The organism is Streptomyces sp. NBC_00335 (assembly GCF_036127095.1).
GTDB lineage: Bacteria > Actinomycetota > Actinomycetes > Streptomycetales > Streptomycetaceae > Streptomyces.
Genome location: NZ_CP108006.1, coordinates 1,435,746 through 1,459,356, shown reverse-complemented (window position 1 = coordinate 1,459,356; position 23,611 = coordinate 1,435,746). Strand labels below are relative to the sequence as shown.

Sequence of the window (23,611 nt, the reverse complement as noted above, 5' to 3'; positions counted from 1 at the left end):
ACCCCGATGCCGCGCATCACCCTCGTCCAGGGCGACATCACCGCCGAGAAGGCCGACGCCGTGGTCAACGCCGCGAACTCCTCGCTGCTCGGCGGCGGCGGGGTCGACGGAGCGATCCACCGGCGCGGCGGCCCGGAGATCCTGGCCGCCTGCGAGGACCTGCGCCGCTCCCACTACGGCAAGGGCCTCCCGACGGGCCGGGCCGTCGCCACCACGGCCGGCCGGCTTCCGGCGGAACACGTGATCCACACGGTCGGCCCGGTCTGGTCGCGGGACGAGGACCGCTCCGCGCTGCTGGCCTCCTGCTACCGGGAGTCGCTGCGGGTCGCCGACGAACTGGGAGCCCGTAGCGTCGCCTTCCCCGCGATCTCCACCGGCATCTACGGATGGCCCATGGACGACGGGGCGCGGATCGCGGTGGAGACCGTGCGGTCCGCGCGGACCGAGGTGGAGGAGGTGCGGTTCGTGCTGTTCGACGAGCGTGCCTACGAAGCCTTCGCGGCGGCCGTGGACGCCTGACCGGGACCGGCGGCCCGGCCGGGCCAGGCCGGGCCGGTTCGACAGGGCGGTTGAAAGAATATGTAGACCGGTCTAGTCTGGCCCCATGGGACAGAAGGGCGCCGAGACGCGGGACCGACTGCTGGACGCGACGCAGGAGCTGGTCGAGACCGGGGGCTATTTCAGTGCCGGGCTGAACCAGGTGATCGCGGCCAGCGGCGCACCCCGGGGCTCGCTCTACTTCCACTTCCCCGGCGGCAAGGACCAGCTGGTCGGCGAGTCCGTTCGGCGGGCCGGGGGGATGATCGGTGACGCCCTGGAGGGCCTGGCCGACTCCAGCCCGTCCGCGGCGGAGTTCGTCGGCGGGGTGCTGCGGCACCTGGGCGACCGGCTGGAGGAGTCGGGCTGGCGCAAGGGCTGTCCGGTGGCCACCGTGGCGCTGGAGATGGCCGCCACCAGCGACCCGCTGCACGAGGCCTGCTCGGAGGTCTACGCCTCCTGGCAGGAGGCCCTGCGCGCACGGCTGGCGGGCCGCCCGGACGCCGACGACCTCGCCGTCACGATCCTGGCCCTGGTGGAAGGGGCGCTCCTGCTGGCCCGGGCGCACCGCAGCAGGGGGCCGCTGGACAGCGTCTCCCGTCAGATCGGCACCCTGCTGGGCTGACTCGGCCCGCCGTGACCGGCGGGCTTCTTTTTCGCTCTAAAAATATGTAGACCGATCTATTTTGGGAGCTTTCATGGACGCGATGGACGCGATCGTCTTCGGCGCGACCGGCTTCATCGGCCGCTCGCTCGTCGCCGAGCTGCTCACCCGGGGGCAGCGGGTGGCGGCAGCCGTACGCAACGACACGCTCACCCCCTGGCTGACCTCCCAGGGCGTCGACACCGGCGGGCTGGACATAGTCGCCGCCGACATCACGCGACCGCTGTCAGGACTGCCCGAGGTGCGCGACGTCTACAACGCGGCCGGTCGCTTCGCCTTCGGCCTCGGCGTGCGGGAGGCCCGGGCGGTCAACGTCACCGGGGCGCTCAACGTGGTCGAGTGGGCGGCCGAACTCCCCGGGCTGCGGCGGCTGGTGCACATCAGCGGGTACCGGGTGAGTGCCTCCGAGGGCCACCCCGACTACGCCGCGCTGGGAGCGTACGAGGCGTCGAAGTGCGAGGGCGATCTCGCGGTGCGCGCCCGAGCCCGCGCGTTGGAGGTCCCGCTGACCATCGCGAACCCCAGCACCGTGATCGGGCCGGGCCAGTACATCGGCCTGGCCGCCCTCGTCGAGGACCTGTGGAACGGCCGGCTTCCCGCGCTGCCCGGCGGCCGCGACACCTTCCTGCCGATCACCACGATCGACTACTTCGTACGGTTCCTCGCGGAGGTCCCCGCATCGCCCGCGGGCGAGCACTACTGGGTGCTCGACGACAGCACTCCGCTCCTGCCCGAGCTGATCGCCACGATCGCCGGCCACGCGGGCGTACGGGCACCTCGCCGGACCGTTCCCGCCGGTCTGCTGCGGCGCCTGCCGCGCAAGCTGACCGGCGCCGATCCCGAGACGCTGGCGTTCCTGTCGTCCGACCGCTACCCGACGGCCTCCGCCCGCGCCTTCGCCGCGAGCGCCGGTCTGGAGATGCCCCCGGTCGCCGACGTCCTGCGCGGGTGGGCCGACGACCTGGTGGCCGCCCGCTTCGGTGCCGCGTCGCCCTGGCTGAGCCCGTACGGCTTCCACGCCGTGGCGGGCAGTCGCACCTGGGTGAGCGGTGAGCGGCGCAGCCCCGACCACGTGCTGCTGCACGGGCTCCCGATGAACGCCGACCTCTGGGCACCGCTGGCCGGCCATCTCCCCGGCCCGGTCCTGGCCCCCGACCTGCCGGGCCTGGGCCGCTCGGCGGCGACGACCCGGTCGGTGGACGCCTGGCTGGCCGATCTGCTGGGCCCGGTGCGGACCCGCCCCACCCTGGTCGCGCACTCCCTGGCCTGCGGACCCGCGCTGCGCTTCGCCGCCGACCACCCGGACCGCATCAGCGGCCTCGTGCTCATCTCCCCGGCGTTCCTGCAGGCACCCGCTCCCCGGCTCGCCCGCTCGGGCCTGGCCGCACCGATGATGCGCCGCATGTCCGCCGCCCGGCTGGCCCGGACGCTCGGTGTCCCCGAGGGGCCGGAGGTGGAGAGCGCCGCGGCGGACCTGCGCCGTCGAGGCGTGGCGCGCCGCGTGGTCACGGCCGTGCGCACGGACGTCGCCGAGCGCGGACGGTCGCGCGCACTGCTGGACCGGGTGAGCGTCCCGGTCCGGATCGTCGTGGGTTCGGCCGACCCGCTGGTCGAAGCCGTCGGCCACCCGGTGGCCGTGATCGAAGGGGCCGGGCACTACCCCCAGCTCACCCACCCCTCGCAGGTCGCCCGCCACCTCGCCGCCGCCTCCGCTCCGATCGGCGGATGAGCGGCCGGGCCGGCCGGGCCCCGAGACCACCTGACCCTGACCGCCGTGACCGGGCTCAGGAGGACGCTGATCGCCTCGATGCGCCCGGGCTGGGCCGCGGGTACGTCCTCGTCTGCTTGACGCTGCCGTACGCGAAGCTCGACTCGATCGAGGCGATACCGGGAATGGCGTGGATCCGGTGGCGCACCAGGGCTTCGTAGGCTTCGAGGTCCTCGATGACGACCCGGAGCAGGTAGTCGCTGCTTCCCGCCATCAGGTAGCAGTCCTGGATGTGCTCGATGACCGCGACGTGCTCTTCGAACAGCCGCACCGCTTCCGCCGTGTGGCGTTCGAGGCGGATCCGGACGAACACGGTGACCGGGAGTCCGAAGGCGACCTGGTCGACCATGGCGGTGTAGCCGCGGATCAGACCGGCTTCCTCCAGGCGCCGGACCCGGCGCAGACACGGCGACGGAGAGAGCCGTACGCGGTCGGCGAGATCCTGGTTGGACAGGCGTCCGTCGGCCTGCAATTCCCTGATGATCTGCAGATCGACTGCGTCCATGGCCACTCCTTGGCAGATTCTGCCCCAAACGTATGTCCGAGAGGCAGAACTGGCAATCGACTGCCCCGCCCGAAGCCCTAGCGTTGCCCTGGAACGGGCCGGACCGGTCCGCTCTCAGAGGCTGGAGCAATTTCCTTGGTCGCGACGAACACCACCCCGGCGACCGCGCCTCCCGACGCGGCGGGCCCGAAGGCCGGACACCCCGGCCGGTTCGGGCTCTCCCCGCAAGCCGAGGGCATGCTGGCCCTCCTCCTGACCGTGGCGATCTGGGCGGCCTTCGCGCTCAGCGCCCGCGCCCTGAGCGCCTCCTCGCTGCTCCCCGCCGACGCGGCCCTGCTGCGGTTCGGCGTCCCCCTCCTCGTCCTGCTCCCGGCCCTGTGGCGGCGCCGCCGCCGCATCGCCGCGGTGCGGCCGGGCGTCGCGCTCAAGATCATCTGCGGTGCGGGGGTGCCCTTCTTCCTGGCGGCCATGCACGGCGGCGCGCTGACCTCCGCGGCCTTCGTCGGCTCGATCGTCCCCGGGATGGTCCCGCTGTTCGTCTCCGCCATCATGGTCGGCCGCGGTCACGGCGCCCCCCGGGGAACACAGGCGGTCGGGCTCGCCCTGATCGCGTCCGGTGTGGTCGCCCTCGTCTGGCGCTACGTCGTTCCCGTGGACACGGACGTGCTCCTGGGCGCCGGCACGCTCCTGGTGGCCAGCGGGCTGTGGGCCCTCTACACGGTGGGCCTGCGCGAGGTGGACCTCGATCCCGTCGGATCGATCGGACTGCTGTGCCTGCCCTCCTTCGCGGTGATCGGAGTCCTGGTCCTGACCGGGGTGCTCCCGACGGGCATCGCGCACGCCGCGGGCAGCGACATCGTGCTGTTCCTGGTGGTGCAAGGGCTCGGGGTGGGGCTGTGCGCGGGCCTGCTGTACGCCTTCGCCATCCGCAGGCTGGGCGCCGAACGCAGCTCCGTGGTCGGCAGCCTCAGCCCCGTCGCCGTCGTCCTGCTCGCCGTCCCGCTGCTCGGTGAGTCCCCGACCCTCGCCGTGCTCATCGGCGTACCCCTCATCACCGCCGGCGTCGTCCTCGCCAACCGCCGCCCCCGACCCGAGGTTCCCGCAGATGCTTGAGCTCCTCCCGCCGCCGCCCACCGACCCGCTGTGGGACCTGACCTACGAGTTCGGCGCGGACGACCGGCCCGAACGCCTGAACCTCGTCCTCGGCGTCTACCGGGACGAGACGGGAACCACGCCCGTCATGGCCGCCGTACGCGAGGCCGAAGTGCGCCTGGCGGAGCGCTCGGAGTCCAAGGAGTACCGCGGGCTCTCCGGCAACGCCGCCTTCAACCGCTCCCTGCTGGACCTGGTCCTGGGCCCCGGTTCGGGCGGACCGGCCGACCGGGCCGCGGCCGTGCAGACCGTCGCGGGCTCCGGAGCACTGCGGCTGCTGGCCGATCTGATCTGGCGGACCCGCCCGGGCACCACGGTGTGGGTCAGCGATCCGGCCTACGTCAACCACCGGCCCATCCTGGAGGCCGCCGGGCTGAAGGTCCGTCCGTACGGCTGGCGCGACGCCGAGGGCGGCTTCGACGCGGCAGGCGTGCTGCGGGAGTTGCGCGACGCCCGGCGGGACGACGTGGTCCTGCTCCAGGGCTGCTGCCACAACCCCACGGGTGTGGACCCCCTCCTCGACGACTGGGAGGCGCTGGCCGAATCGGCCGTCCGAATCGGCTGGGTCCCCTTCGTCGACCTCGCCTATCACGGGCTCGGCGACGGCCTGGAGGCCGACCTGCTGGCCACGCGAATGCTGGCGTCGCGCGTGCCGGAAATGCTGATCGCCGTCAGCTGCTCCAAGAACTTCGGCCTCTACAGCGACCGCGTCGGCTGCGCGATCGTCCTCGGCGCCTCCGGGCAGGCCGTGCGGCACGCCGAGACGGCCTTGCAGAACGCGGCCCGGACGCTCTACTCGATGCCGCCCGAGCACGGCGCGGCCGTCGTGACCACGATCCTGGAGGACGAGGGCCTACGGGCCGTCTGGCGGGCGGAACTGGACGTCATGCGGGGCCGGATCATGGCCAACCGGGCTGATCTGGCCGCCCACTTGACCGCGCTGGGCCGTGCGGAACAGGCGCGGTCGCTGGCACGGCAGAAGGGGATGTTCTCCATGCTGCCGCTCACGCCGCACCAGATGCTCCGGCTGCGCCGGCAGCACGCCGTCTACGGCACCACCTCGGGGCGGATCAACATCGCGGGAATCCCGGCGAACCGCATTCCCCGCCTCGCGCAGGGGATCGCGGCGGTGCTCGACACGGCCGACGCGCCGCGGGTGATCCTGCCGGCCTAGTGCTGTGACCGGAAAGGTTCACCGGGTCGCGACGCCCGGCACGGCACCTCGCCGCGTTGTCGGACCACGCCGGTACGTCCAGTACGAGGCGCGGTCCTCCGCCTTGCGATGCACCGCACCGAACGCCGCGACCCGGCAAACCTTTCCGGCCACAGCACTAGCCGTGTTGTCCGGCTGTCCGGACATGACAGTCCCCGGCAGTTCGTCGATTCCATGAGCCATCCGCCGTCGCCGATGGCTCCCATGGTCGACATCTGCTGCCGGGGGCCTGGCCAGAGCCTGGAAAAGGGTCACGCGGGCTTCTGGACGTCTCCAGAAGGAGGTGCGGCTCTATCCGGTATTCCGGTGTATTGATGAGTTTCCTCCCTATTTCGCCTGAGTCAAGGGTTTCTTCGGCCGTCCGTCATTCCTTCGGCGGGGCCAGGCGGGCCACCACGTCGGCCAGGTCCTCACAGAGCTCCTCGATCTTCAGGCGGACGTTGTCCTGCTCGGTGACGAGGGCCGCCAGCAGCAGCGCGGTCAGGGCGGCCGCTCCGTTGAGCGCCTGGAGGTTGACCATGATCTCGAAGAGGGTGTGGCCGGCGAAGGGCCCGGCGCGGTCGGTCGCCGCCGTGATCGCCAGGACCGACACGAGCAGGGCGCACGGTGCGCTGCCGGGGAGCCGGAAGCGCACCGCGGCCCAGATGAGCAGCGGGAAGACGAGGAAGAGCAGGGACAGGGAGCTGCGGGTGGCCGTGAGGGTGACGGCGCTGACCGTCACCGCCAGAGCCGCCGCCTCGGCCACCCGGTAGGGGTCCCGGGGCAGCCGGGCCCGGCGCAGGACCAGCAGCAGCGGGGTCACCAGGAGGACGCCCATCGTGTCGCCGGCCCACCAGGCCGACCACACCGGCCAGAAGCTCGGCAGCGGCAGGTCACCGGTGAGCACCAGCGTCCAGGTCCCGGTGGTGGAGCTGATCAGCATCGGCAGCAGGCCACCGAGGAAGACCAGCGCCAGCCCGTCCCGCAGCCGGTCCAGTTCCGGGCGGAAGCCCGCCCGGCGCAGCAGCGCGTAGGCGCACAGCGGAGCGAGGGTGTTGCCCGCGACGATGCCGAGGTCGACGGGGTCGAACGCGCTGATCCGCTCGATGGCGAGGTAGGTCCCGAGCGCGATGCCCGGCCAGATCCGGGGACCGCACCACAACAGGCAGGCGACGGCGATCCCGGTGGGCAGCCACAGGGGCGTGACGACCGCCCCCTCGACGCTCACGTGCAGCAGCAGGCCGAGCCGACCGGTCGCGTAGTAGGCGACGGCGACCCCGAGGATCCGGAGGAGGGCTTCGGCCGGACGTCGCCATTCCACGGTGCGCACCACTGCATCAGACAACGGCCCGGCGCCCCGGCGGGGCGTGACACGCGCGACCGGGCGGCTGGGCCGTCTCTTTCGGATCTCGCCTGGTCCGGGGAGGGCCAGCTTGTCCGGGGAGGGCCAGCCTGTCCTGGAGAGGGCCGGGCCGGCCCGGGGGAGGGTCAGCGTGGTCCGGCCGCGTCGTGGCTGAGGACGAGCACAGCGGCGTCGTCGGCGTGGCCGGTGAAATCGGCCACCTTCATCACCTCGGCGGCCAGCTCGTCGGGATCGGCCCCCGCCTCCTCCGCGACGATCCGGGCCACGCGCTCCAGCCCCGCCTCGATGGGGAACGACGGCCCTTCGACCACCCCGTCGGTGACCAGCACGATGGAGCCCGCCTCCGTCAGCCTGCGGCGGGTCACCGGGTACCGGGCTCCGGCGACCGTGCCCAGCGGCGGACCGCCGGCGTCCTCGGCGATGCCGTACCGGCCGTCGACGGTGGCCCAGACGGTGGGGACATGGCCGGCCCGGGCCGTCTGGAGCTCCCACGTGCGGGGATCGAAGCGGAGCAGGCTGCAGGTCGCGAACAGCTCGCTGTCCATCGAGAGCAGCACGTCATTGGCCTGGCTCAGCACCTCGCCGGGATCGAGGACGACGGCGGCCACGGCGCGCAGGCACACCCGGACCTGCCCCATGAAGGCGGTGGCCGCCACATCGTGCCCCTGTACGTCGCCGATGGAGAAGGCGAGGGCTCCGCCCGCCACCCGGAAGCCGTCGTACCAGTCGCCGCCGATGTCCAGGCCGAGCCGGGCGGGCGCGTACCGGGCCGCGGTCCTCAGCCCCGGCAGCACGGGCAGGGAGGCGGGCAGCAACTCGCGCTGCAGGGCCTCGGCCAGCTCCACCCGGGCCCGCTGCAGCTCCGCGCCCTCCCGCGCCTGGGCGGTGAGCCGGCCCAGCATGCTCAGCAGGTCCGCGCTGGCGGGCCGGGCGGGCCGGCGCGGGGTCACGGACCGCTCCGGGATGTGTCCATGTGCCTCTGCTTCCGCTGCGCGAAAGACCCGGGCCCATCATATTTCGGCTCGGCGCACGGCGCGCAGGTGGCCGGGGAGGTGCCGCGGCGCCTCAGGCCGTCGAGAACAGCCGGCCGTAGGCGGTGATGGGGGTGGTCGGGGTGGCCGCGGCGCGCAGGGCCGCCCAGAGGAGGGTCTGGTTCGCGGTCAGGACCGGGCGGCCCAAGGTGGCCTCCAGGGTCTCGATCGCCCCGACGGCGCGGAAGCCGTTGCCGCCGATGACGACCGCGTCCGCGGTGTCGGGGACGTGCTCCGCCACCCAGTCGTGCAGGGCCCGCGGCCCGATGAGGGTCTGCCCGCTGGGCAGGCCGCAAGGGGCGGCGTACGGGACCTCGAAGCCGGTGTCCTCGTAGTAGCCCCGGCCCAGATCGCTCAGCGTCTCGTCGAACCACGGCGGGTCCACCAGAGCGATCCGGCCGGCCCCCAGCGCCCGCAGCGCCAGGGCGGTGGCGGCGCAGGTGGCGACCACGGGCAGCCCGTGGGTGCGCTCGCGCAGCCGGTCCAGCATGTACCCCTCCCCGCGCGGGCCGATGACGTAGGCGGAGCTGGTGAAGGCATAGGCGATCACCGACACCGGGGCGGCGGCCAGCAGCTCGGCGGCCTCGTCCACGTGCGGGGACTCGGCGAAGGCCCGTACGGGGGCGAGCGGAATGGTGGGGTCCATCGCGCCGCCGCGCCCCATCGCGCGGAACGGCACCCGGGCGGCGTGCAGGCCCACGTCGGCCGGAGCCATGGCGCGCAGCTCCGACTCGGGGCCGACATCGGCGTGCGGGGTGAGGACGCCGAGGCGGACGCGCACGTCCCACCCGTCGGGCTGCCACATCGCGTGTTCCTCTCGGAGGCCTGGAGATACGGGAGATCTTCCACTGTGTCACCGGTCGGGCCGCCCGGGCGCCCGGCCGCGCCGCCGCGTGACGAGCCGTGGGTCCTTCCGGGATATCCACAGGGTCGGGGGGATCCGGGCGGATGTGTCCGAGGAGGTCGCTAGGCTTCTGGGATGACCCCTTCCGAAGCAGCCGTCGAGATCCCCGACGCCCAGCAGGTGCTCCACCGCGTCTTCGGGTACGACTCGTTCCGCGGCGAGCAGCAGCAGATCATCGAGCACGTGGCCGGCGGCGGCGACGCGCTGGTGCTGATGCCCACCGGCGGCGGCAAATCGCTCTGCTACCAGATCCCGGCGCTGGTCAGAGCGGGCACCGGAGTGGTGATCTCCCCGCTGATCGCGCTCATGCAGGACCAGGTGGACGCGCTCAACGCGCTCGGGGTGCGGGCAGGGTTCCTCAATTCGACGCAGCTGTCCGACGACCGGCGCGCGGTCGAGCAGGCCTTCGTCGCCGGTGAGCTCGACCTGCTCTACCTGGCGCCCGAGCGGCTGCGCACCGAAGGGACGCAGCGGCTCCTCGACCGGGGCACGGTCTCGCTCTTCGCCATCGACGAGGCGCACTGCGTCGCCCAGTGGGGCCACGATTTCCGGCCGGACTACCTCGCGCTGTCCATGCTGCACGAGCGCTGGCCCAAGGTGCCGCGGATCGCGCTGACCGCGACGGCCACCGAGGCCACGCACGCCGAGATCGCCGCGCGCCTCGGCCTGGAGGAGGCCCGCCACTTCGTGGCCGGCTTCGACCGGCCCAACATCCAGTACCGGATCGTGGCGAAGAACAACCCGGTCAAGCAGCTGCTGGAGCTGATCCGCACCGAGCACCCCGGCGACGCGGGGGTCGTCTACTGCCTCTCCCGGGCCTCGGTGGAGAAGACGGCGGCCGCCCTGGTCGAGCAGGGCATCGACGCCGTGCCCTACCACGCGGGCATGGACTCCCGGACGCGCGCGGCGAACCAGTCGAAGTTCCTGCGGGAGGACGGGGTCGTGGTGGTGGCCACGATCGCCTTCGGCATGGGCATCGACAAGCCGGACGTGCGCTTCGTGGCCCACCTGGACCTGCCCAAATCGGTCGAGGGCTACTACCAGGAGACCGGCCGCGCCGGCCGCGACGGGGAGCCCGCCACGGCCTGGCTGGCGTACGGGCTCCAGGACGTGGTGCAGCAGCGCAAGATGATCGAGGGCTCCGAGGGCGACGAAGCGCACCGCCGGGCGCTGGCCGGACACCTGGAGGCGATGCTCGCGCTGTGCGAGACGGTCGGCTGCCGCCGGGTGCGGCTGCTGGCGTACTTCGGGCAGACCGGCGCGCCGGACTGCGGGAACTGCGACACCTGCCTGACGCCGGCCGAGTCCTGGGACGGTACGGTCGCGGCGCAGAAGCTGCTGTCCACGGTGTGGCGGCTGGCCAAGGAGCGCCGCCAGAAGTTCGGCGCCGGCCAGATCATCGACATCCTGCAGGGCAAGAAGACCGCCAAGGTCATCCAGTTCGACCACGACGGGCTCTCGGTGTTCGGCATCGGAGCGGACCTCGGCACGAACGAATGGCGCGGGGTCGTCCGGCAGTTGCTGGCGCTCGGACTGCTGGCGGTGGAGGGCGACTACGGCACGCTGGTGCTGACCGAGGCCAGCGGCGAGGTGCTGGGCGGCCGCCGGAGCGTCCCGATGCGCAAGGAGACGGCGCCGGCGGCCGGTTCGTCCCGCAGGGAGTCCGGCGGATCGCGCTCCGGGAAGGGCGGCCGGGTACCGGTCGACCTGCCGGCGGCCGCCGTGCCGGTGTTCGAGTCCCTGCGCGCATGGCGCGCCGAGACCGCGCGGGAGCAGGGCGTCCCGGCGTACGTCGTCTTCCACGACGCGACGCTGCGGGAGATCGCGACGGGGCTGCCCACGACGGTCGCGGAGCTGGGCACCATCAGCGGAGTCGGCGAGGCCAAGCTCGCCAAGTACGCCGAGGGCATCTTGAAGACCCTGGGCGGAGCGCAGCCCGAACCGGGTGGTGCGGGGGCCGAGCCTTCGGAGTCCGCAGCCGCCCCGGTGGCGGCCCCCCGGGCCGCCGTGTCCGCCCCCGCGGCGGCCACCCGGACCGCCCCGGCCGCCGCGCGCCCGCCGGCCGCCGTACCCGCCCAGCCCCATCCGGCCCCGCGGGCGGAGGAGTCGCTCTTCGGCCCGGAGGACGAGGACATCGACCCGCCCTGGGACGACTGGGAGTAGTAGCCGAGCCCGGCTGCGGGGCGCCCGGTCCGGGGCCAAGCTGGAGGTATGACCGGTACCCGGCCGGGGCCCCGCGGTACGGAGTTGCGGCTGGCCCTCGCCATGCGGGGCGGGGTCAGCCTCGCCGTCTGGATGGGCGGCGCGTGCTGCGAGGTGTCGAAGCTGCGGGAAGCCGCCCCGGACGCTCCCGGCGCCCGGGCCTGTCGTCAAACGCCCGGCTGCCCCTCGGGCGACGACGGGAGTCCGACGAAAGGCCCCGGCTGCCCGGACGTCTACCGGACCCTGCTCGACGCCGGCGGCTACCGCACCGTCGACATCGACGTCCTCTCGGGCACCAGCGCCGGCGGCCTCAACGGGGTCCTGCTCGCCTGCCACCTCGTGTACGGCATGCCCTTCGACCACGGGGTCCGCGACGTCTGGCTGCGCCTCGGCGACCTCGAAGACCTCCTGCGCCGCCCGGCTCTCTTCGACGTCCCCAACGCGCTGATGCGCGGCGACGAGGTCTTCTACGGCGGGCTCCGCGCGGCCCTGGAGGCGCTCGTCCCGCCGCCCGGCACCGCCTCGCGGCCCGCCTCCTCGCTGCGGCTGATCCTGACGGCGACCCGGCTGCGGCCCCGTACGGACTGGGTGCGGCCCACCCTGGGGGAGCCGCTGCTGGTCGGCCGCTCGAACGCGTACTTCCACTTCCGCCACCGCGGCGGCCTCACCGACTTCCCCGACGGCGAGGCCCGCGGGGACGCCCTGGACCGGCTCGCGTACGCGGCCCGCACCTCCTCCTCCTCCTTCCCCGTGGCCTTCGAGCCGGGCCGCTGCTTCGTCGGCGACGACGCACCGCAGCGGGAGGAGGCCGCGCCCCGGGTGGACATGCGCGGGATCAGCAGCGAGAGCGGCTACCCCGACGGCGAACTGGACGGCTGCGCCGAGTTCATCGACGGCGGGCTCCTCGACAACATCCCCGTCGCCTGGGCCGTCCGGGCCGTCGCCGGAATCCCGGTGACGGGAAGGGCCGACCGGTGGCTGCTGTTCCTCCAGCCCGTGCCGCCCTTCCCGCCCGAGCCCGAGAAGGGCAACCGCAAACGGGCCACCCGCCTCGTCCGGATCGCCGCGAAATCCCTGGCCGTGAAGTCCGGCTCGGAGTCCCTGTACGAGGACGCCGTCGAGATGAGGGCAGCCGCGGCCGCCACGCAGATGGCCCGCGCCGTCACCCGCGCGCTGCCCGCGGACCGCGCCGCGCTGCAGAGGGCGGCGCTCGCGCGCGCGGCCTCGTACTCCCCGGCCGTCGGCCTGGCCGGGGCCGAGCGGCTCGTCCGGCTGCTGTCGGACCCGGCCGCGGTGACCGGCCCCGATCCGCTCCCGGTGCCCTGCGGCCCCGGCCCGCTGGCGCGGCTGGACCGGGCCGGCGGCCGGGCCCCGGTGCTCTTCGCCCGGCTCCGGGAGGCGGCCCCGGCCCTCGCGCCCACCCCGTACTCCTCACCGCTGGCCCTGGCCCGCGCCGTACGGCTGCTCATGGACTGGGTGGTGGCCTACGAGAACGACGACGCGCGGGACGAACACCTCGCCGCCATCGCCGAGTGCCGGGAACTCCTCTACGCCTACCGCTTCGCCGTCTCCACCCTGACCGCCGCCCGGGACCGGCTGCTGCTCACCGCCTACGCCGAGGCACTCGAAAGCGGCCGGGTGCCCGGCGACCCGCCGGGCCCCCTCGGACCCCATGGCGCCGCCACCGCCCGGCTGCGCACCGCGATGCCCGCGGTGCCGGCCGACGGGGAGCCCGCGGAGGCCTGGTACCGCTGGGCCCGGGACCTGGCCGCCCGGATCACCGAGGAACCCCAGCCCGCGCCGGGCACCGGAGCCGGGAGCGGGGAGGCCGCCGACCCCGGCCCCTACCAGGAGCTCCTGGACCGGATCTCCCGCCTCGGCCGCACCATCGGGACGGCCCTGGTACCGGCCCCGGCCGGCTTCCAGGCCCTCGGCGAGGCCGCCCTCCTCGGCGCCGACGAGATGCGCGCCGCGCTCACCGACGCCGAGGTGATCCTCGGCCCGCTGCGCCCCGATCCGCAGTCCGAGGCCACCGACATCTCCTTCCACACGGTCTCCGCGGCCAACGACAGCTGGGCCGCCGACCGGGTCATGGGCCCTCACCGCACCCCGCAGGACACGGTCCACGGCAAGCTCAGCGGCAACCAGCTCGGCAACTTCGCCGCCTTCCTCAGCGTCCGCTGGCGGCTCTCCGACTGGATCTGGGGCCGCCTCGACACGGCCGCCTCGCTCGTCTCCGTCGTCGCCACCGACGAACGCCTCGAACACGCCTTCGGCGGCTTCACCGGCCTCCCCGACCTCAGGGACCGGCTCGCCGCCCGGCTGGGCCCCTGCCCCCGCTTCGCCGCGCTGTGGGCCGACTCCCTGCGGCTCAGGCCGCGGATGTGCCCCTGGGACCGGGTGCGCTACGTACTGACCGCCGTCCGCCAGCGCGAGATCCTCGACGAGGAACTGCCGCTGCTGACCGCCCTGCACCGGGAAGGCCCCGCGTCCGGTAACCGCCCGGGCGACATCCCGCGGGCGCTGTCCTTCCTGGAGCCCGACCTCGACGCCCCCGGCGCCCTGAAGAAGGGGCTCGACGCGCTCGGCGAGGTCGCCGCCGAACGGGTCGACCGGCTCCTGAGGGCCCCCGATCCGTGCCGTGCGGTCGTGCGCACGGCGCTCATCGCCTGGCCCGCGCTCCAGCCCTCCGGACGGTTCGCGGCCCGGCTGCCGCGCGCCGTGCTGTCCGCCCTGAAGCCGCTGTTCTGCCTGCTGCCGGTGATCGCCGCGTTCGCCCCCGTCCCCGCCCTGGTGGCGGCCGCGCTGATGTGGACCGGCGTCGGCTTCAGCACCGGGCACTGGTCCTCGCTGCCCGGGCACGTCCCGCTCTGTCTCTTCGCGATGGCCGCCCTGGCGGCCCTGCTCCGCTCCGGGGTCCCGGGCGGAGCCCCGCGCGTGCTCCTGATGCTCGTCACCCTGCCGGCCCTGCCCGTCGTCGGCCTGTGGCTGCCCCGCGCCCACCTGCCCGGCCCGCCCGGCGCCGACGGCTGGGAGCGCACCCTGCTGGTCGGCGCGCTGTTCGCGCTGGCGGCCGCCGCGCTGCTCTTCACCGGCTCCGAGCGGTGGGGGCCGGTGCTGGGAGCCGCCCTGTTCGCGGGGGTCCTCGCCGGCCTGGTCCAGTTCCAGCGGGGCCCGCTGGGCGGCTGGTGGGGAGCCCTGATCCTCTACGTCGTCCTGATGTGGGTCACCGTGATCCTGCCCTGGCTCCACCCGAAGCCGGAATCCGGCGCGACACAGCGCCGGTCAGCGAAGGCTCGGATAGTGTGAATCGTTAGGAATCAGGCCCCCTGGGGTGAGGTCGGCGCATTGGACACGTACCAGGAGACGAGCGAGGTACCGGACCAGCCGGTGGCTGCTGTCGGGTACGCGGGCGTACTGAGCGAGCTGCTGCCGATCGCCCTGTGGCGGGAGGACGCCGACGGGCTCGTCGTCGAGTGGTCGCTGGCCGCCCAGGACCTGCTCGGGCACCGCCCCGAGGACATCCTCGGCCGGCTGGGCTCCGCCGTGCTCGTCCCCGACGCCAACCACGAACTCGCCGACCAGCTGACCCGCAGGGTCCAGGCCGGGGAGACCGTCGTCGGCACCCTGCCCGTGCGCCACCGCGACGGCCACCAGGTCCCGATGGAGATGTGGATCCTGCCCTCCCCCGATCCGCAGGGGCGCACCGGTTCCATGCTCATCGCCGTGGAGACCTCCGAGGTCCTCGGGATGCGCGATTCGCTGGCCGCGCTGCAGAGCCTGTTCACCCAGTCGCCGATCGGCCTCGGCACCCTCGGCCCGGACCTGCGCTTCCTGCGCGTCAACGACGCCCTCGCCCGGATGAACGGGGTGTCCGCCGCCGAGCACGTCGGCAAACGGCTCACCGAGGTGGTGCCCGGGGTCAACGCCGCCGCGCTCGAACGGCTCATGCGCAAGGTGCTGGAATGCGGCTCCGCCGTCGTGGACGTCCGCCGCACCGGCCGCACCCCCGCCGACCCCGACCACGACCGGACCTGGTCCTGCTCCTACGCCCCGCTGCTGGACGGCTCCGGGCGGCGGCTCGGCCTGATCGCCTCCCTCATCGACATCACCGACGGACAGCGCGCCCAGGCGGAGGCGGAGCGGGCGCGCAGCCGCTTCGCCCTGCTCTCCGAGGCCGGCACCCGCATCGGCACCACGCTGGACCTGGGGCAGACGGCCCAGGAGATCGTGGAGGTGCTGGTACCGCAGCTCGCGGACTCGGCCGACGTACAGCTCCTGGAAGCCGTACTGGACCCGGACGAGGCCGGGGCCTCCACGCGGGGCGTGCTGCGCCGCCTGGCCTCCCTCTTCCCGGATCCGGCAGCGCCCACCGCCAAGCTGACCGCCGGGCAGACCTTCCAGATCCCGGCGGGCACCGCCTACGAGCAGGTCATCACCGAGGGCGTGGCGATGAACCTCTTCACCGCCGACATCCCGGCCCTGATCAAGGACCCGCGCGCGGGCGCGCTGCGCGCCTACCTCGCCACCCTCGGCTGCGCCCGCATGGTCCCGCTGGTGGCCCGCGGCCGGGTGCTCGGGGTGGTCGTGGTGACCCGGGTGCGCGGGCGCGAGGTCTTCGACCACGAGGACTGCGTACTGATCGACGAGGTGGTGGCCCGGGCGGCCCTGAACATCGACAACGCCCGGATGTACACCACCCAGCGCGCGGCGGCCCTGACCCTGCAGCGCAGCCTCACCAACAACGCGCTGCCCGAGGTCGCCGGCCTGGAGCTGACCGGCCGCTACCTGCCGGCCAGCGACCACGACGTCGGCGGGGACTGGTTCGACGTGATCGAGCTGCCGGACGGCCGGACCGGCCTGGTGATCGGCGACGTGATGGGCCACGGCATCCACGCGGCCGCGGTCATGGGCCAACTGCGCACCGCCGTACGGACCCTGGCGCGGCATCAGGTGAGCCCGGAGGAGATGCTCCGCTCGCTGGACGCGGTGGTGGCGGACCTCGGCGAGGACGAGATGGCCACGTGCGTCTACGCCGTCCACGACCCGGTGTCGGGAGCGTGCGTCATCGCCCGCGCCGGCCACCCGCCGCCGGCCGTGGTCACGGCCGCCGGGGCCGTGACCTTCCTGCACGGCCCGCCGGGAACCCCGCTCGGCACGGGCGGACGGGAGTTCCGCACGGAGGAGGTCCGGCTCGAACCGGGCAGCCTGCTCGTGCTCTACACCGACGGCCTCATCGAGTCCCGGGACCGGGACCTGGACGAGGGGATGGCGGGGCTGGCGGGGGCCCTGAGGGGTGCGGGGGAGCCCTTGGAGGCACTGTGCGACACGATCCTGGCGGCCCTCCTCCCGGAGGCCCCGCAGGACGACGTGGCGGTGCTGCTGGCCCGGACCCTGTAAATGCACTAGTGCAATAATGTGTTGTCTCTAGCGCAAAGAGCGGCTAGCGTCTTCGTCATGTCTGCCACGTCCACGTCGGCCAAGTCGCCGTCCCCCGTCACGCTTACCGGCCGCCACGTCCGCCTGGAGCCGCTCACCCGCAGTCACCTCCCCGACCTGTACGCGGCCGGCGGCGGGGACGAGGAGGTGTGGCGCTGGCAGGGCGGCCCCGCGCCGCGGACGCAGGAGGAGCTGGGCGCCACGCTCGACACCGTGCTGGAGGCGGCGGAGCGCGGCGAGTACGTCCCCTTCGCCGTCATCCACCTCGGAAGCGGCCGGGCCGTGGGCTGGACCACGTACCTGGACATCAGCGCGGCCGACGAACGCCTGGAGATCGGCTGGACCTGGTACGGGCGCGCGTACTGGCGCAGCGCCGTCAACACCGAGTCCAAGCTGCTCCTGCTCACCCACGCCTTCGAAGACCTCGGCATGGGCCGGGTCCAGCTCAAGACGGACCACCTCAACACCCGCTCCCAGGCCGCCATCGCCCGCCTCGGAGCGCAGCGCGAAGGCGTCCTGCGCCGTCACCGCCGCCGCCCGGACGGCACCTGGCGCGACAGCGTGTACTTCTCCCTGCTGGCGGCCGAATGGCCGGAGGCGAAGGCGCGGCTGGCCGCCCGGCTCTGAGCCGGGCGGGGGACAGCGCACCCTCCGGCTACCAGGCCAGGTCCTCCAGGGCGTCCAGGTCCACCACGGCCGGCGGCGCCGGCTCCGCCGCGCCCGTCAGGGGGAGCTCCGCCCAGATCACCTTGCCGCGGTCCGTGTAGCGGGTGCCCCAGCGCTCCGCGTACTGGGCGACGAGGAAGAGGCCGCGCCCGCCCTCGTCCGTCGTGGCCGCGTAGCGCAGGTGCGGCGAGGTGCTGCTGCCGTCGGAGATCTCGCAGATCAGGGTGCGGTCGCGGAGCAGCCGGACCCGGATCGGCGGGGTCCCGTACCGGATGGCGTTGGTGATCAGCTCGCTGAGGATGAGCTCGGCGGTGAAGGTGACGTCCCCCAGGCCCCACGCGGTCAGCTGCGCGGAGCCCGCGCGGCGGACCCGGGACACGTCCGAGGGGTCCGGGCGCACCTCCCACTCCGCGATCTGCTCGGCCGGGAGCCGCCGGGTGTCGGCGATGAGCAGGGCGATGTCATCGCTCGGCGCCGGGAACAGCAGCGAGGCCAGCACATCGGAGCAGGCCTGGTCGGGGCTGCGGTCCGGCCGGGACAGGGCCTCGGTCAGCAGGGCGAGGCCGGTGTCGAAGTCCCGGTCGCGGTCCTCCAGCAGCCCGTCGGTGAACAGCACGAGCCGGCTCGCCTCGGGCAGCCGCAGCTCCACGGCCTCGAAGGGCATCCCGCCGACGCCCAGCGGCAGCCCGATCGGCAGCTCGGGGTACGCGACCCGGCCGTCGGGCCCGACCAGCGCCGGGCCGGGGTGGCCGGCGCTGGCCATGGCGCAGTGGCCCGACACCGGGTCGTACACCGCGTAGAGGCAGGTGGCGCCGGTGACCCCGGAGGATTCCCTCTCCCCGGAGCCCTCTTCGGCCGAGGACTCGTCCTGGTCGATCCGGTCGATCAGCTCGTCCAGGTGGCCCAGCAGCTCGTCGGGCGGCATGTCGAGCGTGGAGAAGTTGTGCACGGCGGTCCGCAGCCGGCCCATGGTGGCGGCGGCGTGCACCCCGTGCCCCACCACGTCGCCGACGACCAGCGCGACCCGGGCCCCGGCGAGCGGGATCACGTCGAACCAGTCCCCGCCCACCCCCGCCTTCGCGGGCAGGTACCGGAAGGCGACGTCCACGGCGCTCAGATCGGGCAGCACCCGCGGCAGCAGACTGCGCTGGAGGGTCACGGCCACCGCGTGCTCGCGCGTGAAGCGGCGGGCGTTGTCGATGGAGACCGCGGCCCGCGCCGCCAGCTCCTCCGCGAAGGACAGGTCCTCCTCGTCGAAGGGCTCCGGAGTGTCGGCCCGCCAGAAGTTGGCCATGCCGAGCACCACCCCGCGGGCCTGGAGCGGTACGGAGATCAGCGAATGCAGCCCGTAGTCCAGGGCCACCCGGGTGCCGTCGTGGTCCTGGGCCCGCCAGCCGAAGGCGCAGTTCAGATCGGCCGCGAGGACCGCCCGCCCGGCGTCCAGGGCCGCCGACATCGGCGCGGTCGGCACCACGAAGCGGATCACGTCTCCCACCGGCTGGAGCGGGGAATCCACACGGATCCCGCTGATGGCGGCCCGGCGCATCTCGGTGTGCACCCCGCCGCCGGGCTCCTCGCCGCGCAGCACCGGCTCCAGCAGCTCGACGGTGACGAAGTCCGCGAACCGCGGGACCGCGACCTCGGAGAGCTCCTCGGCGGTGCGCACCACGTCCAGGGTGGTCCCGATGCGCACGCCGGCGTCGTAGAGCAGCTGGAGGCGGTCGCGGGCGACCGCGGCCCGGCCGGACAGCGCGGCGAGCTCGGTGGAGTCGCGCAGGGTGGTCACGGTGCCGGAGGGGCGGCCCCCGTAGGGCTTGGTCGGGCGGACGTTCACGGCGAGGAGCCGGTCGCCCGCGCGGTGCACCTCGTCGGTGGCGATCCGCCCGGAGGCCAGCAGCGCGGCGGTGGGCGGATCGAGGCCTAGGTCGCCCACGTGCCGCAGCTCGGCGTCGGAGGGCAGGTCGAGGAGGCGGCGGGCCTCGTCGTTGGCCAGCAGCAGCCGGCCCTCGGCGTCGATGATCAGGACGCCCTCGCGGACGGCGTGCAGAACCGCCTCGTGGTGTTCGTTCATCCGGGTCATCTCGGCCTCGCCGAGGCCCCGGGTCTGGCGCCGCAGCCGGCGGCTGACGAGGGCCGCGCCGCCGGTGCCGAGGAGCAGGGCGCCGGTGGCCGCGCCCAGGAGCAGGGGCAGCTGGCCCTCGACCCCGTCGCCGACGTTCCCGACCTCGATGCCGGTGGCGACCAGGCCGACGACCGCGCCCGCGGAGTCCCGTACGGGGACCACGGCGCGGACCACGTCGCTCGGCTTGCCCTCGAAGGTCTCGGTGAAGGCCTGGCCGGCCACGGCGCGCGAGAGGTCGCCGGTGGCGCGCCGGCCGATCAGCTCGGGGCGGGAGTCGGTGTACCGGATCCCGTCGGTGGTCATGACGGCGATGAAGTCGACGCCCGAGGCCCGGCGGGCGCCCTCGGCCAGCGGCTGGAGCACGGCGGTGGGGTCGGGGGACTTCAGGGCCGCCGGGAGGCCGGGGGCGTGCGCGAATGCCTCGGCGGCGGCGAGGGAGCGGTTGCGGGCGTCGCGCTGGCTGTCGTACCGGGCTTGGAAGAACAGGGCCGTGGCGGCGGCGGTGATCAGCACCAGCACGAGGACGGCCTGGAGGGCGAAGACCTGGCCGGCGACGCTGCGGGCGCCGAGCGAAAGGCGCGCGAACAGCCGGGAGCGTCCGGGCCCGATTCCGGGTGGGGACCCGTCCTCGGGCGGGGGCCTGTCCTGCGGCGCTCCTTCAGAGCCCCTGGCTAGGCCAAAACGTCCGGTCATGAGCCATTTCTAACACTGTCGACGGGGTTTGGGGGAGGCCCGGGGGGTCCCGGTGCGGTAGCGGCCGCACGGTAGGCCCGGGGGCTCGTGCCGACGTACGAGGCGAAGTGCTGCCGGAAGGTGACCTCGCTGGCGAATCCGGCCCGCCGGGCCACCTCGGTGACCGGATGATCGGTGCGTTCCAGCAGTTTGCGGGCTTCGTCCAGACGGTGGCCCAGGAGCCATTTGTGCGGGGTGGTGCCGGTGGCTGCGGCGAAGTGCCGGGCGAAGGAACGCGGCGACATCCCGGCCCACCGGGCCAGGGTGGCCACGTCCAGCGCCTCGTGCAGCCGCCCGAGCGCCCGCTCCCGTACGAGGGCCAGCGCCTCGGCGGTCCGGTCGGCGACCGGGGTCGGGCGGTCCAGGTACTGGGCGTGTTCGCCGGTGCGGAAGGGCCCGGTCACCATCGAGCGGGCGATGGCGGCGGCCGCCTCGGAGCCGTGGGCCTCGCGGACCAGGTGCAGGCAGAGGTCGATGCCGGAGGCGACCCCGGCGGAGGTCCACAGCCCGTCGTCCCCGACGTAGAGCGGGGCCTCCTCGACGCGCACGGCGGGGTACCGGCCGGCCAGCGCCGGGGCCAGGGACCAGTGGGTCACGGCCCGGCGGCCCGCCAGCAGCCCGGCCTCGGCGAGGATGAAGGCCCCGGCGCACAGGGCGGCCACCGGGATGCCCCGGGCGTGGGCGTCCCGCAGGGCGGCGAGGACCGGCTCGGGCGTCCGGTCGCCGGGCCGCTCCAGCGCGGGGACCACGACGAGGTCGGCTTCGCGGAGCCAGTCGAGCCCGCGATCGGGAGCCAGGGACAGCCCGCCGGGGAGCGGGATCGGGCCGGTGTCGAGGGCGCACCGGCGCAGCTCGAAAGCCGGTACCCCGAGATGGCCGCGGTCGGACCCCCAGACCTCGGTGATGACGGCCAGGTCGAAAGCGCGGATGCCGGGCTGGGCGACGATCGCGACGCGGTGCATGGCCGTGAGTCTGCCACGCAGGCCCGGCCGAAGGGGAGGCCCGAGCCCCCGGAAAATGCCGCCGCGGGGCCCCCGACCTGGGGCGGAGCCCGCCCGCGGAGCTCGTCTGGCCCGAACTGCCACACTGGCAGGATCCCATCGGTTCGCGGGCCGGATGGTACTGGTCCGAGGGGGCGGGGGCGCCCAGGATGAGGCCATGACGAACGAGATCGAGACCGCGACCACGACCACGACCGAGACCATGAGCACGACCGAGACCGAGCAGGCGGCCACGACCGCGACCGGTATCGACAGCGGCATCGAGATCGCCGCGAACAGTGCCCTGCTGGTCATCGACGTCCAACAGGGCTTCGACGACCCGGACTTCTGGGGGCCGCGCAACAACCCGGCCGCCGAGGGGAACATCGCCGCGCTGATGGACGCCTGGCAGGAGACCGGCCGCCCGGTCGTGCTCGTGCAGCACGCTTCGCGCACCGCCGGCTCCGTCCTCGCGCCGGACCAGCCCGGGTACGCCTTCAAGGACTTCGTCGCCGAGCGGGCCGGCGGGGCCGCCCTGCACATCACCAAGTCCGTGAACTCCTCCTTCTACGGCACCCCGGACCTCGCCGAATGGCTCACCGCCCAGGGCGTCGGACAGCTGGTCGTCGCCGGCATCCAGACGAACATGTGCGTCGAGACCACGGCCCGGATGGCCGGGAACCTGGGCTACGAGGTCCTCGTGCCGCTCGACGCCACGCACACCTTCGACCTGGCCGCCGAACCCGGCCCGGACGCACCCCGGCTGACGGCCGACCAGCTCGCCACCGCCACCGCGGTCAACCTCCAGGGCGGCGGCTTCGCGCGGATCGTCAAAACCGCGGAACTCGTGACCGCGGCCCGCACCGCCGCGCCGGCCTCTGTACGGGCCTGACCCTGCGGGGCTGGCTCCCCTACCCGCCCTTCCACCGTTCCCCGGGCGCTGCCCGTACCCCCGCTCCTCAAACGCCGGAGGGCTGGATTGCCGCAGGGCAATTCCAGCCCCTCCGGCGTTTGAGGAGCGGGGTCTGGGGCGGAGCCCCAGGGAACGGTGGAAGGGCGGGTAGAGGACTCTCTCCCCCCACGGGGCCGCCCTGCCCGGAGGGCCGAGAACGCCGGAGGCCCGGACCCCCGTCAGGGGATCCGGGCCTCCGGAAGAGCCGACCGCCAGGTCAGAGGACGTCGGCCGCGATGTTCTCCGCCACCCGCTCCAGCAGCGGCCCCGCGTTCGGGATGCTCACCGCCGGGTCCGGCTCGATGTCCGTGAGCGGGTAGGCCCGCTGGATGCCGGCGGCCTGCAGGGCCTCCTGCGTGAGCAGCAGGCGGCCGCAGACCGCGACGACCGGCTTGCCCGCCGCACGAGCCGCCGCCGCGACACCGGCCGGAGCCTTGCCGTGGAGGGTCTGCTCGTCCAGCGAACCCTCGCCGGTGATGACCAGCGTGGCCCGCTCCAGCGCCGGCGCGAAGCCGAGCACCTCCAGCATCAGCTCGATGCCGGGCCGGAACGAGGCGCCGAGCAGCAGTGCCCCGTAGCCGATGCCGCCCGCTCCGCCCGCGCCGGGCGAAACCGCCGCCTCGGCGGCCAGGGAGCCGATCGACTTCTCCAGGACCACCGCGAAGTGCGCCAGCGCCGCGTCCAGCGTCGCCACGTCCTCGGGCGACGCCCCCTTCTGCGGGCCGTAGACCGCCGGAGCGCCCTTCGGACCCGTCAGAGGGTTGTCCACGTCGCTCGCCAGGACGAAGTCGATCTCCTTGATGCGGGGGTCGATGCCCGACAGGTCGGCCGAGGCCAGCCCGGCCAGCGCGCCGCCGCCCGGACCGACCGGTTCACCGTTCGCATCCAGGAACACCGCGCCCAGCGCGGCCAGCATGCCCGCACCGCCGTCGGTGGTGGCGCTGCCGCCCACACCGAAGACGATCGAGCGCGCTCCCGCGTCGAGTGCGGCCTTCAGCAGTTCGCCGGAGCCGTAGGTGGTCGCCGTCAGCGGGGCGAAGACACCCGCCGGCAGCAGCTGGAGCCCGGAGGCCTCCGCCATCTCGACCACCGCGGTGCCCTCGCGCAGGGCGAAAGCGGCCGTGACCTGGTCACCGAGCGGCCCGGTGACCCGTACCTCCCGGCGTTCGAAACCGGCCGCCACGGCGGCCGCGACCGTACCGTCGCCGCCGTCCGCGACGGGGAGGGTCTCGATCTCCACGCCCGGTACGGCCTTGCGAAGGCCGGCCGTCACCCGCTCCGCGACCTGAACGGCCGTGAGCGAGCCCTTGAATTTGTCCGCGGCGATGAGCACGCGCGCGGTCTCAGTTACTGCTCCGTCCGTCACCTTGCTAATCCCTTGCTATCGAACAGTGCAGTCGCG

Annotated in this window: 17 protein-coding genes; 10 read left to right on the top strand and 7 right to left on the bottom strand. The window is 74.0% G+C overall.

Annotated elements, in window-relative coordinates:
- Nucleotides 1–6: 6 nt before the first annotated feature.
- From OHA37_RS06700 to OHA37_RS06690, 3 genes are all read left to right on the top strand, one after another.
- The gene (locus OHA37_RS06700; protein ID WP_266903413.1) at nucleotides 7–519 is read left to right on the top strand and encodes an O-acetyl-ADP-ribose deacetylase; all 513 of its coding nucleotides are present in this window, start codon (nucleotides 7–9) and stop codon (nucleotides 517–519) included.
- Between the two features lie 85 nt (nucleotides 520–604).
- Entirely contained in the window at nucleotides 605–1,162 is a 558-nt protein-coding gene (locus tag OHA37_RS06695) for a TetR/AcrR family transcriptional regulator (protein ID WP_266903412.1), read from the top strand.
- A 73-nt stretch (nucleotides 1,163–1,235) separates the two neighbouring features.
- Complete coding sequence (locus OHA37_RS06690) at nucleotides 1,236–2,930, top strand: alpha/beta fold hydrolase (protein ID WP_266903411.1); 1,695 nt, start codon at nucleotides 1,236–1,238, stop codon at nucleotides 2,928–2,930.
- 55 nt (nucleotides 2,931–2,985) lie between these two features.
- Here OHA37_RS06690 and OHA37_RS06685 read toward each other — a convergent pair whose 3' ends face one another.
- A complete protein-coding gene (locus OHA37_RS06685; RefSeq protein ID WP_323182312.1) occupies nucleotides 2,986–3,474 on the bottom strand; it encodes an Lrp/AsnC family transcriptional regulator in 489 nt (162 codons plus the stop codon).
- 135 nt (nucleotides 3,475–3,609) lie between these two features.
- On the opposite strand from OHA37_RS06685, the gene OHA37_RS06680 reads away from it, so the two are divergent.
- A complete protein-coding gene (locus OHA37_RS06680) occupies nucleotides 3,610–4,587 on the top strand; it encodes a DMT family transporter (protein WP_266903409.1) in 978 nt (325 codons plus the stop codon).
- Nucleotides 4,580–5,800 carry an amino acid aminotransferase gene (locus OHA37_RS06675; protein ID WP_266903408.1) on the top strand — a complete coding sequence of 407 codons (1,221 nt, stop codon included), beginning with the start codon at nucleotides 4,580–4,582 and terminating at the stop codon, nucleotides 5,798–5,800. The genes OHA37_RS06680 and OHA37_RS06675 overlap by 8 nt, the downstream gene beginning before the upstream one ends.
- Nucleotides 5,801–6,203: 403 nt before the next feature.
- Here OHA37_RS06675 and OHA37_RS06670 read toward each other — a convergent pair whose 3' ends face one another.
- The 3 genes from OHA37_RS06670 to OHA37_RS06660 form a co-directional block, all read right to left on the bottom strand.
- Nucleotides 6,204–7,151, bottom strand: a complete 948-nt coding sequence (locus tag OHA37_RS06670) for an MASE1 domain-containing protein (RefSeq protein WP_266912563.1) — start codon at nucleotides 7,149–7,151, stop codon at nucleotides 6,204–6,206.
- A gap of 155 nt (nucleotides 7,152–7,306) precedes the next feature.
- A complete protein-coding gene (locus OHA37_RS06665; RefSeq protein WP_266903407.1) occupies nucleotides 7,307–8,131 on the bottom strand; it encodes a PP2C family protein-serine/threonine phosphatase in 825 nt (274 codons plus the stop codon).
- 115 nt (nucleotides 8,132–8,246) lie between these two features.
- The gene (locus OHA37_RS06660) at nucleotides 8,247–9,017 is read right to left on the bottom strand and encodes a maleate cis-trans isomerase (protein ID WP_266903406.1); all 771 of its coding nucleotides are present in this window, start codon (nucleotides 9,015–9,017) and stop codon (nucleotides 8,247–8,249) included.
- A 174-nt stretch (nucleotides 9,018–9,191) separates the two neighbouring features.
- On the opposite strand from OHA37_RS06660, the gene recQ reads away from it, so the two are divergent.
- From recQ to OHA37_RS06640, 4 genes are read left to right on the top strand one after another with little or no spacing between them, the layout of a single operon-like run.
- Nucleotides 9,192–11,279 carry a DNA helicase RecQ gene (gene recQ / locus OHA37_RS06655; protein WP_266903405.1) on the top strand — a complete coding sequence of 696 codons (2,088 nt, stop codon included), beginning with the start codon at nucleotides 9,192–9,194 and terminating at the stop codon, nucleotides 11,277–11,279.
- A 48-nt stretch (nucleotides 11,280–11,327) separates the two neighbouring features.
- Entirely contained in the window at nucleotides 11,328–14,627 is a 3,300-nt protein-coding gene (locus tag OHA37_RS06650; protein WP_266903404.1) for a DUF3376 domain-containing protein, read from the top strand.
- A gap of 39 nt (nucleotides 14,628–14,666) precedes the next feature.
- Complete coding sequence (locus tag OHA37_RS06645; protein ID WP_266903403.1) at nucleotides 14,667–16,718, top strand: SpoIIE family protein phosphatase; 2,052 nt, start codon at nucleotides 14,667–14,669, stop codon at nucleotides 16,716–16,718.
- A gap of 57 nt (nucleotides 16,719–16,775) precedes the next feature.
- The gene (locus OHA37_RS06640; RefSeq protein ID WP_266903402.1) at nucleotides 16,776–17,384 is read left to right on the top strand and encodes a GNAT family N-acetyltransferase; all 609 of its coding nucleotides are present in this window, start codon (nucleotides 16,776–16,778) and stop codon (nucleotides 17,382–17,384) included.
- 28 nt (nucleotides 17,385–17,412) lie between these two features.
- Here the strand turns inward: OHA37_RS06640 and OHA37_RS06635 are convergent, their stop codons facing one another.
- Together OHA37_RS06635 and OHA37_RS06630 are read right to left on the bottom strand one after the other, a co-directional pair.
- Nucleotides 17,413–20,238: a SpoIIE family protein phosphatase gene (locus OHA37_RS06635; protein WP_266903401.1), complete on the bottom strand. Its 2,826-nt coding sequence runs from the start codon at nucleotides 20,236–20,238 to the stop codon at nucleotides 17,413–17,415.
- The gene (locus tag OHA37_RS06630) at nucleotides 20,235–21,239 is read right to left on the bottom strand and encodes a GlxA family transcriptional regulator (RefSeq protein WP_266903400.1); all 1,005 of its coding nucleotides are present in this window, start codon (nucleotides 21,237–21,239) and stop codon (nucleotides 20,235–20,237) included. The genes OHA37_RS06635 and OHA37_RS06630 overlap by 4 nt, the downstream gene beginning before the upstream one ends.
- Before the next feature lie 298 nt (nucleotides 21,240–21,537).
- Here OHA37_RS06630 and OHA37_RS06625 point away from each other — a divergent pair, with 298 nt between their 5' ends.
- Nucleotides 21,538–22,149 (top strand): cysteine hydrolase family protein, encoded by a 612-nt coding sequence (locus OHA37_RS06625; RefSeq protein WP_266912561.1) that lies wholly within the window; start codon nucleotides 21,538–21,540, stop codon nucleotides 22,147–22,149.
- 277 nt (nucleotides 22,150–22,426) lie between these two features.
- Here the strand turns inward: OHA37_RS06625 and OHA37_RS06620 are convergent, their stop codons facing one another.
- Nucleotides 22,427–23,575, bottom strand: coding sequence for a glycerate kinase (locus OHA37_RS06620; RefSeq protein WP_266903398.1), 1,149 nt, complete (start codon nucleotides 23,573–23,575; stop codon nucleotides 22,427–22,429).
- Between the last annotated feature and the right edge of the window lie 36 nt (nucleotides 23,576–23,611).